This window comes from Streptomyces sp. NPDC059037, assembly GCF_042740015.1.
Lineage (GTDB): Bacteria > Actinomycetota > Actinomycetes > Streptomycetales > Streptomycetaceae > Streptomyces.
This window is the reverse complement of the sequence record NZ_JBHYIG010000044.1, coordinates 1-14,176: the sequence shown is the minus strand read 5'-3', so window position 1 is coordinate 14,176 and position 14,176 is coordinate 1. Positions and strand designations below refer to the sequence as shown.

Sequence of the window (14,176 nt, the reverse complement as noted above, 5' to 3'; positions counted from 1 at the left end):
GGGATGGTGTTTGGTGACCGGGCTGGTTCCCTGTTCTATCGCCCACCGCGACCCCTCCTGCGCGCGCAGGGCACCGGCGAAGTAGCGGAAGTGGTCGATGGCGAGCGGGATGTCGGCGGCCAGGGTCTCGCGGACCGGCTTGCCGTTCTCCCAGCTCTCGGCCACGGCGAGTTGCTCGAGGTTGGCTTCCATGCGGTCGGCGATCTTCCGCAGGACGTCCGCGCGTTCGGTCGCGGAGGTGCGGCCCCAGGCGGGGGCGGCGGCGTGCGCCGCGTCCAGGGCGCGTTCCACGTCTTCGGCCGTACCGCGGGCGATCTCGGTGAAAGGCTGACCGTTGACCGGGCTCGGGTTCTCGAAGTACTGGCCGCGGGCGGGCGGTACGTACTCACCGCCGATGAAGTGGTCGTAGCGGTCCTGGTAGGAGACGAGTGCGCCATCAGTGCCGGGCGCTGCGTAACGGGTCATCTTGGCTGGCCTCCCGGGGAAGGCTGCCCGCCGTTGGGCAGCTCTCGCCCGGAGGCTAGGAGCGCGGACGTTGCATGTACGTTGCGCACCTCGCTGCCGATTGCGCACTTCGCCGCTGGTTACGTCCCGGTCGCCAGCTCCGCGTTCAGATCATCGAGGCGGGCGAGCACCGGCGGGGTCGCCCGCACCTGGGCCAGCGCGCGCCACACCGCCAGGTCGTCCTCGCCCCACGGGGCGTGCGCCCAGTCGGACAGGAGGTCGGGGTCGCGGCGCGCGATGAGCGCCGCGCGCAGCTGGTCGGCGAGCCTGCGCCGGAGCCTGGCCACGGCAGGCGCCTGCGAGCCGGGAAGCAGCGGCCCCGCGTACGCGGCGGCGGCCGCGGTGACCGCCCCCGTGCCGAGCCGACGCTCGACGGCATCGACGTCGGACTCGACCGGCACCGCGAGCCGGTACGGGCGCGACCTCAGCAGCTCCGGCCCGATGACATGGCGCAGCCGGGTAAGTTCGGCGCGCAGCGTCACCGGTGTCACCGACTCGTCCTCGTACAGCGCGCACAGCAACTCGTCACCGGTGAGCCCCTCCGGATGGCGAGCGAGCAGGACGAGGATCTCGCTGTGCCTGCGGCTCAGCCGGACCTTGCGGCCCCCGGTCAGCAGCAGCGCTTCATCGCGGCCGAGCGCGGTGAGCTCCACGGTGTCGTCCATCTCCACCGGCGGTGCGAGCAGCGCCAGTTGGGACTCCGCGGCGCGCGCGACGGCCTGGACGAAGGCGAGGCTGTGCGGATGCGCGAGACCGTCACCCCCGGTGATGTCGACCGCCCCGAGCAGCCGGCCGGTGCGCGGATCGTGCACCGGAGCGGCCGCACACGTCCACGGCTGGACGCGCCGGATGAAGTGCTCGGCGGCGAACACCTGCACCGGCCGGTCCACGGCCACCGCCGTACCAGGCGCGTTCGTCCCCATGGCCGACTCCGCCCACCGCGCACCTGGCACGAAGTTCATCCGCCCGGCCTTCTGCCGGGTCGCCGAGTGCCCCTCGACCCAGAGCAGCCTGCCGTGCGCGTCGCACACGGCGAGCAGATGCTCACCGTCCATCGCGAAGGTGCCCATCAGCTCGCGGAACAGCGGCATCACCCCGGCCAGCGGATGCTCCGCCCGATAGGTGCCGAGGTCCCCGTCGGTCAGTTCCACCGCCGCACCGGTGTCCTCGGGGCAGACCCTCGCCCGAGCCGAACGCCGCCACGAGTCGGCCACCACGGAACGGACCGGCCGCGCGACGGTCCCCGCCTCGGTGAACCTCTCATGGGCGCGGCGCAGCACCCGCACCCTCTCCGCGGGATCGGCACCGGCCTCCAGAGCCACCCATGGATCGGTCAAGTCGGCCTCCCGGGACGGCGATGCGGTGCAGCCATCGTCGCCCCGCGAGCCCGCGCCGACAAGCACCGGAACATCAGCCGACCTACGTCAGACGGAGTTCACCAGGTCCATATAGCGCGGCCAGTCCCAGTACGGTCCCGGATCGGTGTGGTCGCTGCCGGGCACCTCGACGTGCCCGATGATGTGGTCGCGGTTCTTGGGAATACCGTATGTGTCGCAGATGTCCGAGGTCAGCAGCGCGGACTGCTCGTACATCGCGTCGGTGAAGTACTCGGGCTGGTCGACCCACCCTTCGTGTTCGATGCCGATGCTGCGGGTGTTGTAGTTCCAGTTGCCGGCGTGCCAGGCGACATTGCGCTCGCGCACGCACTGGGCGATGTGGCCGTCCTCGGAGCGCACCACATAATGGGCCGACACCTTCTTCGCCGAGTTCTGGAAGATGGCCAGGGTGTCGGCGTAGGTCTCCTGGGTGACGTGGACGATCACGAAGTCCACCGGGTAGGTGCTCGGCCGGTTGGCCGCCGTGTAGTTGGAGGCGCTGGCCGGAACCCACTCGGCGAGGGGGTAGTCGACCGCGCGGGGCCGGGCGGTCGCTCGGGTGGTGGGGAGGAGCGCGGCGGGGACGGCGGCGAGGGCCGCGCACTGCAACAGCCGGCGCCGGCTGGGAAGGCGTCTTGCTCGATCCATTGCTGACCTACCTCTCGGTGGGGGGAACAGCTGGACTCTCTGGACTCGTCAATGGGGCAGTGACGCGGCCGTCTCGCGCAGCCGCGCATGCAGCCCCCGGTGAGTCTCGCGTGCGGGCAGCCACTCCTTGCGGATCTTGGCCACGCACGTGTAGTTGGTGTCGCAGACGTTGGCGAGCGGTGATTCGACGGTCTGCGTCGCGAACTGGTAGGCGTCGAGCTCGCTGAAGCTGTAGTCGCGCACCAGCCACTGCACCAGGCCGAGTTGGGATATTCGGAAGGCGTCCTCGAGCGGTCGTGCCGAGCCGGTCGACACGATGTGGGTGTCGGACTCCAGGCGCGGCCAGGGTGTCGTGATCCCCTTCAGGAGTTCGACGATCGCGACGGTGTTCATGGCGCACTCGACGGCGACACCACAGGTCTCTCCCTCGCCCTGACGGGCATGCCCGTCGCCCAGGCTCAGGAGCGCGCCCTCGACATTCACCCCGAGGTAGCAGGTGACCCCGGCCCGCATCTCGGGAGTGTCCATGTTGCCGCCGTGCGCGTCGGGCACGAGCGCCGAGCGCACCTCGAGGTTGGCGGGCGCGACGCCGACCGTGCCGTGCATCGGATCCATCGGCAGCGCGATCTCGAAGTCGCCGTCACGCGCGCTGAAGTGCGCCGTGCGACGGTCCCGGTCGAGCTGCCAGATCCACACGGTCTCCGGCAGCGGCGGCTGCAGCGAGGCCGTCGTGTGGGTGGAGGTGAGCGCCCCGAAGAGCGGCACCGTCGTGGAGGCCGCCCAGTCGCGGGCGGGCTCGATGGACACGAAGTGCACGGCGATGGTGTCACCGGGCTCCGCGCCCTCCACATGGAAGGGGCCGGTCTGCGGGTTCAGGAACGGGAACTCGCAGACCTCGGAGACCAAGTCCTTCTCGGAGCGGACTTTCCCCGCGAAGCAGTCCTCCGTGTACAGGTCGAGGACCGTGCCCGGAGCAATGCGTGCCACGGGAGGGGCGCCGCCGAACGTCCAGGCGTATTCGCCCGGTTCGGGTCGCACGGTCAGGATCTGAGGCTCGCTCATCGCAGGGCTGCTCCGCTCTGTGAGGATCGGGTGTGGTGTCGTCGTCGAGATGGTCCCGTGCCGTCTCGGCTATGCGCTCTGGATGCCGTCGCGGGAGCACGGCGAGGACCACGACTCCCATGAGCATCCAGACGCCGACGACGGGCCCCGCGTACGAGACCGGGGCGGTCAGCTCGGACACGAAGTCGAAGACGGACAGGCCCGCCGCCGTCAGCAGCGCGGCCACGAAGGCGACGATGCCGAGCAGCGGGAAGAGCAGATGCCGCACCGGACGGAACAACTCGCGCCTGCGCCGCAGGAAATACCCGGCACAAGCGAGGTTCGCCAGGATGTAGACGCCGATGATGACGGTGACGATCGCCGTGGCGAGCAGGAGGAACGCGGTCACCGGGTCAGAGGCGAAGCCGAGCCCGAGCACCGTCGCGACCGCGATCGCGAACTGCGCGGCCACCCCGGCGACGGGGGAGCGGTGCTTGGGGTGGACCCGCGCGAAGGGGCGCGGGAAGACCCCGATGCGGCCGAACGCGAACGCCGTACGCGTCGACACGTTCGCACAGGCATTGGCGTTGGCGATCGTGGAGTTGACGACGGCCAGGAAGACGAGCACCCAGAAAAGACCGAACGAGGCACGTGCCACGCCCTCCCAGGACGCTGCGCCGGACGCCCCGAATTCGGTGGGGCGGTCCGGGCCGAAGTACACGGACATCGCGTACGTCGTGATCACATAGACGAGGCCGATGGTGAGCGTGGCGCCCAGCACCGCGCGGTGCATCGTGCGCCGTGGATCCTTGGTCTCCTCGGAGAGGGGCGCCGCGGCCTCGAAGCCGGCGAAGGCGAGCACCGTATAGACGGAGGCGGCGAACACCCCGCTGAGTCCCTCGTATCCCTCGGCCGTGTGCGAAGTGCCGAACACCGACAAGGTGTTGTCGCTGCCGGTTTGGGCGATCAGCAGGACCGCGAAGACCGCGAAGGCCAGGAAGGCCAGGAAGGCCAGGAAGGCCAGCACTTCGAAGGCGCCGAGGACCGTGCCGAACCGGGCCGACGCACGCACTCCCAGATACCCGGCGATCCCTACGATCGCCGCGCCCGCGAGGGACCAGGGCCACCACAGCTCAGCGGGGTAGGAGGACCACTCGTGGTGCAGCGTGCCCGCTGTGGTGAAGCCCAAATGAAGCAGCAGCAGGGCAGGGACGAGCGCTGCCACGAAGACGTATCCCCAGCCGACCAGGAACCCGACCGCAGGGTGCAGCCCTTGTGCCGTATAGGTGGCCATCGAGCCTGCGGCGAACGCGGTGCCCGCCGGAATGGAAGCGGCGACCGCGGCGGCCGGCGCCATCGCCGTAATGCTCTGGAACAGGACTTCACGTAACCCGATGGCTCCGCGACGCAGTCCTGGATTGGTTTCCCCCGACACTTGAATCCCCCGATCCACGCCGGCACGACCCGTCGCCAGGACGAGTGGTGCCTCGCCTCAATTACGTTACGGCGCTGGCTGGTTGGGGCGGAAGGGCGCGAGCTGGATCTGTGTACAGCACCGTGATTGTGGATATCGCGGTCACCCGTGAGGGGGATGGCCGACGCGGCGGGCCGCACCGCTCAGGATGGTTTGTGGCCCGCTCGCCCCAAGGCTGCGGGCCCTGTCACCGCAAGGCTGCGGGCCCACTCACCCCAAGACTGCGGCCCCGGCGGCGGCCTGTTGCTCGGCTCGGGTGAGGGCGGCGACGGCCTGGTCCGGATCGCCGAGCCGGTCGGCCAGCCGCGCCCGAGCCTGCCAGTTGTACGGGCAGATGGGGCGCAGACTGATCCGCTCACTGAGCAGGGTGCGCGCCAGATCGTCGTGCCGGCCGGAGCGGACGGCGGCCTCCACCAGCGTGCGCTGGATGGCGTCCCGCTGTGCGTGGCTGCCGCCGAAGAAGTTGAGGCGGTTCCGGATCGGCGAGAGCAGCTCAACGACGCGGGTGTACTGCTCCCGGCGGTGCGCGATGAGGGCCTGGCACACCGGCAGCCCGATCTCGCGCGTCATCGCATGATTGGACACCGCCGGGGAGGCCGCGGGCTCGGTGCGGGCGAGCCACAGCTCGCGGTCCTTCACGAGCCGCTCGGCATCGGCGATCCGGCCGGCCCCCGCGTACGCCATCACGGCGTGTACGTCGTTGAAGGCGTAGTACGCGCCGCCCTCCCGCCCGGCCCAGGCCTCGGCGAGCTTCGCCCAGCGCGGCCCGACGTCGGCACCGACGAGGAGCAGCCGCCACAACAGGGCTGAGGCGTCGAGGAGTTCCATGGCGATTCCCTGCGAGGCCTCGTTGTGGAGGGTGTTGTCGTAGACGGCGAGGACCCGTTCGATGCTCCCCGACTCCAGCGCGTACAGGGCGTAGTGCCATGAGTTGTGCACGGACAGGAAGTTGCCGTCGGTCCAGTCCGCCGTCCGCGCGTCCATGTAGCGGATCCCATCGGCGAACCGTCCGCGCATCTCGTACGTGTGGACGACCGCGTGAATGCCCCACACGTCACGCGGATGGCGCTCCACGGCGCGTAGCCCGGTCTCCTCGGCGTGGCCGTAGTGCCCCGACTCCTCGAGCCCGAAGGCGTACATCCCAAGGAGCGGGCCGAAGTGCGGGTCATCGGAGTCCCACGAGGTCAGCGCGCCGCCGATGCGGTCGCGCAGCCGCTGCGCGTCGCCCGAGAAGAAGTCGATCTGGTGACCGACGGCCAGGGCGAGGGCGTCGCGGGGATACTCGCGGCTGAGCTCGCCGAGGACCTCCCCGGCGCGGAACATGTCCCCGTCGAGCCAGGCGTCGGCAGCGGCCGCGTGCATGCGCTCGCGCGGCGAAAGCCCTGCCAGGTCGACGCCGCCGAGGAACGCGCTGAAGGTCCGCCGCGCCGCGGCGGCTTCCCTCTCCTCGGTGCCCAGCAGCCCGAGATACGCGCCGAATACCTGCGCCATGGCGGACCGAGGAGCGGCCGCCGCCATCGCCTGCGCCTCATCGGCCACCTCCCCGCGGAAGAACAACAGCGCGTCAAGCGCCCGCTCGTAATGCCGCGCGGCTTCGTCGCCGATGCCACTCATGGCGTGGCCATGCCGGTCCAATTCCATGGATGTCCCTGCTCCCGTCGGCTCCTCGCAGTCTCGCGATTCTGCCCAGGTGATGCCACGACGACGCTCGGTTCACCGGAAGGAGGCTGACGGAATGGGCCAAGGGGAGGGAATGCGCCAAGGGGCGGGGAATGCGCCAAGAGGAGCCTGCCGCCTCACGCTGAGCCGTTGGGCGGCGGAGGTTCCGCGATGCCGACGATGAACTTCCCTGCCACGGTTCGGATGTGGGCCGACCAGCCCAGGGCCGTCAGGTCGCCCGTGAGTTCCCGGGGGTCGTGGAACACCTTCACGATGCGGTACCGGCTGCCGTCGTCGAGTCGTCGAGTCGTCGAGTCGCCGCACGGCGGCCGGTGCGGACCTGTCCGAGAACCTCTCCGAGAGCATTTCCTCCCGCGCGGCCTCGCCGGGCCCGTCGTCGATGAAGATCGCTCTGCCGCCCGGCGCGAGCGCGGCAGCGATGGTGCTCCAGAAGGCGGAGAGCCGCGCCGGCGGAACGTGGGAGAGCCAGAAGCCGAAGAACACCGTGTCGTAGCGCCTCGGCGGCTGCCACTCGAACATGTCGCCCTGGATGAACCGGACATGCGGAGACGCGGCACGGGACCGGGAGATGGCCAGAGTCTCGGCCGCCGCGTCGACTGCCGTCACCGAACGCGCCCGCGCGGCGAGCATCGTGGTCCACTGGCCCGTCCCGCAGGCCAGTTCCAGTACGTCCTCGCCGATGGGGAGGTCGGCGGTGACCGTCAGCAGGTCCTGGAGGTCCTGTCGTTGTGCGTAGGGGCGGTCGTACTCGGCCGCGCCGGCCCGGTAGTAGGTGATCTGCTCTGCTCCAGAAGCGCATTGTCATCGCTTCCCATGGCCCGGACCATAGCCAACACGGAGCGACTGCCCCAGATCATGAGAGAGGGTGAGTGAGGCTCTTCCGGCAGGTCATGAGAGAGGGTGAGTGAGGCTCTGCCGGCAGGCCGCCGAACCGGCTGAAGGTCCGTCAGGACACTCCCGCCGGATCGTCGAGGACCGCCCGTACGACGGAGTGCGCGGCGCCCAGCAACGGGCCGTCGGAGCCAAGTCGGGAGACCGTTACGCCGCAGCCCGTCCCCGCGGTGCGACGCTGCAGCTCGGCTTCCAGCGGCGGCAGGAGCCACGGCGCGAGCCGGGAGAGCGCCCCGCCGAGCACCACGGACCGGGGGTCAAGGAGGTTCACCGCACCGGTGAGGGCGATGCCCAGGGCGGTCCCGGCGTCGTGCAGCGCGCGGCGCACGTCCTGGTCGCCCTGCGTGGCGCGCTCGGTCAGGAGCCCGACCCGGTCCGCGCCAGGTGCAAGGCCCGCGCTCCGTAGTACCGCTTCCTCACCGGCGTACTGCTCAAGACAGCCACGACCGCCGCACGGACACGCCGGGCCATCGGGCCGCACCGGAACATGTCCGAGCTCGCCCGCGAAGCCGCGCGTCCCGCGCAGCAGCCGTCCGTCGACGACCAGCGCGGCACCGATGCCGATCTCGGCGGAGACGTGGAGGAAGTCCTGCGGTACCTCGTCGCCGAGCCACAGCTCGGCCAGCGCGCCGAAGTTCGCCTCGTTGTCCACCGTCAGCGGCAGCTTGCCCGGCAGCAGCGCGGCGAGGTCGACGTCGTGCCAGTCGAGGTTGGGGGCATGGACGACCGTGCCCGTGTCGCGGGCGACCAGACCGGGCACGGCGACGGCGAGCCCCGCAGGACGCAGCCCCTCCCGGCCCGCCTCGGTGTTCACCTGCCGCACCAGCGCGACGAGTTCCTTGAGGACGGGCTCGGGCGCGCGCCCCCGGTTGCTGCCCTGACGCACGGTACGCGCGCGTACCTCTCCGCGCAGATCGACCGCGCACACCGCGAGATGGTCGACGCCCACCTCCGCGCCGATGCCGGCCGGACCGCGGCCGCTGATCGCGAGGGCGGAACCGGGCCGGCCCACCCTGCCCGGGCGTTCGGGGCCGAGCTCGTCCAGGAGCCCGGAACGGATCAGCTCGTCCACCAAGGTGGAGACCGCGGCCCGCGTCAGGCCGATCCGGGAGGCCACGGCGGCACGGGACAGCGGGCCGTGCGCGGCGACAGCGTGCAGGACACGCGAGAGGTTCCGGCGGCGCATGCCCTGCTGGGTGTCCGGGAGCTGGGCGCCGGACACACCCTGCCGCGTGCCGTGCGGTGGTGCGGTCATGCCCCCGTCAGCCCCTGCCCGTCGTCACTCATGGCTTTCACTGCTCATGGGCCGCCTTCTCAAGAAGGGGTGCCGCGTCGGAGATTACCCCGGCGATCCGCGCCAGCGCCGACTCGTCCCGCTCCACAGGATCGAGCACGGGTCCGGCGGCCGTGCCCCAGCGGCGCGCGACCGCCGCCGGATCCTCGCCCGTCAGGATGCCCGCTGCCTGCGCGGCGGCCCCGAGCGCGACAAGCTCCTGGGCCTCGGGCACCTGAACGGGCCGCCCGGAGAGCCGCCGCACGGTGTCCTGCCAGGCCCTGCCGCGCGCGCCGCCGCCGATGAGCAGCAGCGGAGCCGAGCGGTCCGCGTCCGCGTCCAGGACCAGGTCGAGAGCGCCGAGCAGCGAGTGCACGGCCCCGTCGTACGCCGCCTGCAACAGCTGTCCCGGAGTCGTGTCGTGCCGCAGACCGTGCAGCAGCCCCGAGGCGTGCGGCAGGTCCGGGGTGCGCTCGCCGTCCAGGTAGGGGAGGAGCGTGACTGCGCCACCCGCCTCCACGGCCTCGCGATCCAGGCTCAGGAGCGCTGCCACGCGGTCCACGGCCAGGGTGCAGTTGAGGGTGCAGGCAAGCGGCAGCCAGTCGCCGCGTGCGTCGGCGAAGCCGGCCACCGTCCCGGTGGGATCCGTGGGGCGGCTGCCGGAGACCGCGTACACCGTGCCCGAAGTGCCGAGGCTCAGCACCGGCGTGCCGGGACGCAGGCCGAGCCCGAGGGCGGCCGCCGCGTTGTCGCCCGTGCCCGGGGCCACCAGCGTGCCCTTGGAGAAGGGCAGTTCGCCGCTGCCCCGTACGGTGCCGACGACCTCCCCGGGGCGGACGACGCGCGGCAGCAGAGCAGGGTCGAGCCCGACGAGGTCGAGGATCTCCTCGTCGTACGTCTCCGTCGCCGACGCCCACCACCCCGTTCCGGAGGCATCGCCCCGGTCGGTCGTGCCGGTCCCGGTGAGGCGTTCGGTGAGGTAGTCGTGGGGCAGGCGGACGGCCGCGGTGGCGCGGGCCGCTGCCGGTTCGCGTTCGGCGAGCCAGGCCCACTTGGTCACCGTGAAGGAGGGCCCCGGCACACTGCCGACGCGCTCGGCCCATGCCTTCGGGCCGCCGAGGCGGTCGACCAGGGTGCGGGCCTGCGCCGCCGAGCGCACGTCGTTCCACAGCAGCGCGGGCCGTACCGGCCTGCCGTTCGCGTCGAGGGTGACAAGGCCGTGCTGCTGGCCGCCGACCGACACGGCCGCGGCCTCGCGTGCCGCGTCACCGCACTGGTGCAGCGCCGCGCTGAGGGCGCTCCACCACTCCTCAGGGTCGCTCTCGCGAGCCGCGCCCGAGCTGACGCCGTGCGGCGCCTGACCGCGCGCCACCACCCTGCCCGTCGCGGCGTCGACGACCAGGACCTTGGTGGACTGCGTGGAGCTGTCCACGCCGACGACGAGCGGACCGTCGGCTGCTGGTGCTGATGACATCGGGGGTCTCCGTTCCCGCGGCTCTTTCCGGGTGCTTCCGGACTTCTCTCCGTCCGACCTTCCCAGGGATGCCTCCGGATACTAATTTGTTAAGTGCCATGACGAAATAGTCGTGGCGGCCGCATCTGAGCCCACGGCACAGCCGCGTCCGGTCCGCCCCGCCGCCCGCATCAGCCATCCAGGGAGCCGCACATGACGTACCAGCCCACTCCTGAGGACAAGTTCACCTTCGGCCTGTGGACCGTCGGCTGGCAGGGAAGGGACCCGTTCGGAGACGCCACACGCGCGCCCCTCGAACCGGCCGACTCCGTACGGCACCTGGCCGAACTGGGTGCCTACGGAGTGACCTTCCACGACGACGACCTGATCCCCTTCGGGGCCACGGACACCGAGCGCGAGTCCCACATCAAGCGCTTCCGCCAGGCGCTCGACGCGACCGGCCTCGTCGTGCCGATGGCCACCACGAACCTGTTCACGCACCCCGTCTTCAAGGACGGCGCATTCACCGCCAACGACCGCGACGTGCGCCGCTACGCCCTGCGCAAGACGATCCGCAACATCGACCTCGCGGTAGAGCTCGGCGCACACACCTACGTCGCATGGGGCGGCAGGGAAGGCGCGGAGTCCGGTGCCGCCAAGGACGTGCGCGACGCTCTGGACCGGATGAAGGAGGCATTCGACCTGCTCGCCGAGTATGTGACGGAACAGGGATACGACCTGCGCTTCGCGATCGAGCCCAAGCCGAACGAGCCGCGCGGCGACATCCTGCTGCCGACCGTCGGACACGCCCTTGCCTTCATCGAGCGCCTGGAGCGCTCCGAGCTGTTCGGGGTCAACCCCGAAGTGGGCCACGAGCAGATGGCCGGCCTCAACTTCCCGCACTCCATCGCCCAGGCGCTGTGGGCGGGCAAGCTCTTCCACATCGACCTCAACGGCCAGACCGGCATCAAATACGACCAGGACCTGCGCTTCGGGGCGGGCGATCTGCGGAGCGCCTTCTGGCTGGTCGACCTCCTGGAGAGGGGTGGTTACGAGGGCCCGCGGCACTTCGACTTCAAGCCGCCGCGCACGGAGGACTACGCGGGTGTGTGGGAGTCGGCGGCCGGGTGCATGCGCAACTACCTGATCCTGCGGGAGCGTTCCGTCGCGTTCCGCGCCGACCCGGAGGTCCAGGAGGCCCTGCGCGCCGCACGTCTCGACGAACTGTCGTTGCCCACCGCTGAGGACGGCCTGAGCGGGCTGCTCGCCGATCGCGGCGCCTTCGAGGACTTCGACGTCACGGGTGCCGCCGCCCGTGGCATGGCCTTCGAACGTCTCGACCAGCTCGCCATGGACCACCTCCTGGGGGCGCGCGGCTGACCCCGAAGCGTCACTTCGGGTGCATCAACTTCTGCACAGGGGTCGCGTCTTGACCGGCGCGAGGCGACTCTTGACGGTATGGCCATGCCGCCCGTACCGCCGCAGCCTCCTCCTCCGCCGGGTGACGCGCCCCCGCCAGGTGACGGCGGCTTCGGTCCGCCCGGAGGCGGGTACGGACCGCCGCCGGGCGGTGGGGGATGGCCTCCTGAAGGAGGCGGCGGCCTGCCTCCGGACGGCGGCGCCTGGCCGCCGTCGCCACCGCCCGGAGGGCCTCCGGGACGGCGCAACGGGCTCTTCATCCTGCTCGCCGTGATCATCGCGGTGGGAGCCGTCGTCGCGGTGGTTCTGGTGGCCACCAGCGGCGATGAATCCCCGGGCAAGAAGGGACCGTCCGAGAGCAGCGAGAGCTCGGGCGGCAAGCCCACGCCGTCGCTGAGCATCCCGTCGCAGATCCCGTCGGAACTTCCTACGGAGGTCCCGTCCAACCTGCCGAGCGGCCTGCCGTCAGACTTCCCCAGCGATCTGCCGACCGATCCGGATGACCTGGAATCTCTGATTCCGTCGGCCGCGGGCAACTAGTCGGCGGCGGACAGTTTCAGAGGCCCTTCGGTAGCCGCACGTACGTCACGGTGGTCTCGACTCCGCTGTCCACGAGGCGGCCGTCCTTGTCGAAGGCCTCGGGGCCGTCGGTCATCCCGAAGTCGTTGTCGTTGATCAGGGCGAGGGTGCGACTGTTCACGAGGGCCACACCCTCGATCTTGTCGGGCACTCCCTCGACGGCGCCCAGGTCGACCACGAGGCGCTTCTTCAGGACGGGCACTCCGGAGCCGGCCGGATCGTCGAGCTGCTCCAGGGTGGGCTCCGTGGCGGCGTCGTCCCACCGGTCGCCGAGGATGTCGGAGCCGGGGTCCAGCTTCACCGTCTGCAGCCGCGCGGCCTTGTCGGTGCGCTCCTCTACGAGGAGCCGGTCACGACCGACGGCCACTACGGAGGAGATCTTCAGCTCGGACGTGTCGTCCTCGCCCGGGTCGACGACCCCCACCGGGTCGAAGCGGTACGCGTACTCGGCGGTGACCGCCTGCTTCTTCGGTGAGAAGCGCAGCAGCCGCGTCGTCCGCGAGCCCTCACCGGCGTCCTCGTCGGGGACGGACAGCGGGCTCTGCACCGCCATCACCAGGTCCCCGCCCGGCAGTTGGGCGAGCCCTTCGAAGCCGCGGTTGACCTTGCGGTGCAGCAGGATGCCGGGCAGTGCCTCGGCCACGGGGTAGTCCGCCCCGGACAGCTTCAGGCCCTGCGGCACATAGCGCTTGAGGACCTTGCCGCGCGCGGAGACGTGGACGAGCGAGGGGCCGTACTCGTCGACCAGCCAGAAGCTGCCGTCGTCGGCCCGCACGATGCCCTCGGTGTCCAGACCGTTCGGGTCGTACGTCAGAGGGGTCTTGGCGTCGTACGTGTACGGAGCCTCATCACGCCCCTCCTGATTGGGCAGTCCGGTGACGGGTTTTCCGGAGGACGTCGTCAGCGGCAGCGCGTCGATGACCTTCACGGTGTCTCCGGAGACACGGACCTTCACGATCGCCGGATCGAAACCGGGGACGGGAAAGGTGCGCCGCTTTTTGCCGTCCACCTTGATCTGGCCGTTGGGCCCCCGGTCGGTGACCGTCCAGAACTCGCCCTTGCGGCCAGCCGGATAGATGTCGCTGCCTATGCCGCCGAGACGCACGTCCCGGTCGTCGTCCACCGTGCCGGGCACCAAGGAGTTGCTGAAGGTGCCCAGCGGGATGTCGCCCAGCGTCGCGGTCGAGGTGATCCGAGGCGCCTTCTCCTTGCCGCCGGTCTGCGCGCCTGTGGCGGTTCCGGTCACCACTACCGCCGCGATCACGGCGATCGGCACACCCACGGCGAGGGAACGGCGGACGCGACGCTGACGGGCGGCGTGCGGGGACATGGGTGCCTCCTGGGGCGCGAGTTCGGTGACAGCGGTCAGACTTCGCCGTCGCCACGAACGCAAGGAGGCGGAGAGGTGAACGTGAGGGGGCATGCCGACGGCGCCTCCCGCGAGGGGCAGGAGGCGCCGCCGTCCGCCATCGTCCGGTCAGCAGTGGTTGGGCACGCTGTCCTTGTCGCCCCCCTTCAGGTGGATCGCGCTGACGCGTTCAGGAGGGTCGTGTCCGTGACCCGATGCCCCTGAAACGGTGCGGTCCACGCTCCCGGATGACATGGCCGCGCTCAATCCCTGATCAGGGCGAGTCCACGCGCGGGTGTTCCCGGCGCGTGGACACGAGGCATGGACGCGCCGGGCGCCGCCGGATGCGTTTCGGCCAAGGGGGACGTGCGGTGTGCCGTGGAACTTCAGCGGTGTGGTGGGGGGGGGGGGGGGGCCCCCCCCCCCCCCCGGGGGGGGTGGGTGTGAGACAAAAACACACCCACCCCAAACCACCAGCACTCGGTTGTGT

11 protein-coding genes and 2 pseudogenes are annotated in these 14,176 nt (G+C 70.9%); 2 read left to right on the top strand and 11 right to left on the bottom strand.

All coding sequences use genetic code 11. The features are described from left to right. The 10 genes and pseudogenes from ACFWY6_RS12350 to xylB all read right to left on the bottom strand — a co-directional run. Positions 1-465 (bottom strand): aldehyde dehydrogenase family protein (locus tag ACFWY6_RS12350; protein ID WP_384688249.1); only part of this gene is annotated, 465 nt, incomplete at its 3' end. Between the two features lie 119 nt (positions 466-584). Beyond that, positions 585-1,841, bottom strand: a complete 1,257-nt coding sequence (locus ACFWY6_RS12345; protein ID WP_384688246.1) for a GAF domain-containing protein — start codon at positions 1,839-1,841, stop codon at positions 585-587. A gap of 87 nt (positions 1,842-1,928) precedes the next feature. Continuing rightward, positions 1,929-2,528 (bottom strand): N-acetylmuramoyl-L-alanine amidase, encoded by a 600-nt coding sequence (locus ACFWY6_RS12340; RefSeq protein WP_384688243.1) that lies wholly within the window; start codon positions 2,526-2,528, stop codon positions 1,929-1,931. Between the two features lie 48 nt (positions 2,529-2,576). Continuing rightward, on the bottom strand, positions 2,577-3,590 hold the full coding sequence (locus ACFWY6_RS12335) for an acetamidase/formamidase family protein (protein ID WP_384688240.1): 1,014 nt from the start codon (positions 3,588-3,590) through the stop codon (positions 2,577-2,579). A gap of 160 nt (positions 3,591-3,750) precedes the next feature. Next, positions 3,751-4,926 (bottom strand): annotated as a pseudogene (locus ACFWY6_RS12330) (APC family permease); the annotation flags it as partial. 327 nt (positions 4,927-5,253) lie between these two features. Beyond that, positions 5,254-6,657, bottom strand: coding sequence for a tetratricopeptide repeat protein (locus ACFWY6_RS12325; RefSeq protein WP_384688237.1), 1,404 nt, complete (start codon positions 6,655-6,657; stop codon positions 5,254-5,256). A gap of 182 nt (positions 6,658-6,839) precedes the next feature. Continuing rightward, positions 6,840-6,968, bottom strand: coding sequence for a hypothetical protein (locus ACFWY6_RS12320; protein WP_384688235.1), 129 nt, complete (start codon positions 6,966-6,968; stop codon positions 6,840-6,842). Between the two features lie 184 nt (positions 6,969-7,152). Next, positions 7,153-7,389 (bottom strand): annotated as a pseudogene (locus tag ACFWY6_RS12315) (class I SAM-dependent methyltransferase); the annotation flags it as partial. A 280-nt stretch (positions 7,390-7,669) separates the two neighbouring features. Beyond that, positions 7,670-8,869 carry an ROK family protein gene (locus ACFWY6_RS12310; protein WP_384688233.1) on the bottom strand — a complete coding sequence of 400 codons (1,200 nt, stop codon included), beginning with the start codon at positions 8,867-8,869 and terminating at the stop codon, positions 7,670-7,672. Positions 8,870-8,906: 37 nt separating this feature from the next. Further along, the gene (gene xylB, locus ACFWY6_RS12305; protein ID WP_384688230.1) at positions 8,907-10,361 is read right to left on the bottom strand and encodes a xylulokinase; all 1,455 of its coding nucleotides are present in this window, start codon (positions 10,359-10,361) and stop codon (positions 8,907-8,909) included. A 192-nt stretch (positions 10,362-10,553) separates the two neighbouring features. Between xylB and xylA the strand changes: the two genes are divergently transcribed. Together xylA and ACFWY6_RS12295 are read left to right on the top strand one after the other, a co-directional pair. After that, positions 10,554-11,720, top strand: a complete 1,167-nt coding sequence (gene xylA / locus ACFWY6_RS12300; protein WP_384688227.1) for a xylose isomerase — start codon at positions 10,554-10,556, stop codon at positions 11,718-11,720. Between the two features lie 309 nt (positions 11,721-12,029). After that, entirely contained in the window at positions 12,030-12,299 is a 270-nt protein-coding gene (locus ACFWY6_RS12295) for a hypothetical protein (RefSeq protein ID WP_360775897.1), read from the top strand. A gap of 16 nt (positions 12,300-12,315) precedes the next feature. Here ACFWY6_RS12295 and ACFWY6_RS12290 read toward each other — a convergent pair whose 3' ends face one another. Continuing rightward, on the bottom strand, positions 12,316-13,668 hold the full coding sequence (locus ACFWY6_RS12290; protein ID WP_384688225.1) for an esterase-like activity of phytase family protein: 1,353 nt from the start codon (positions 13,666-13,668) through the stop codon (positions 12,316-12,318). Positions 13,669-14,176 lie beyond the last annotated feature (508 nt).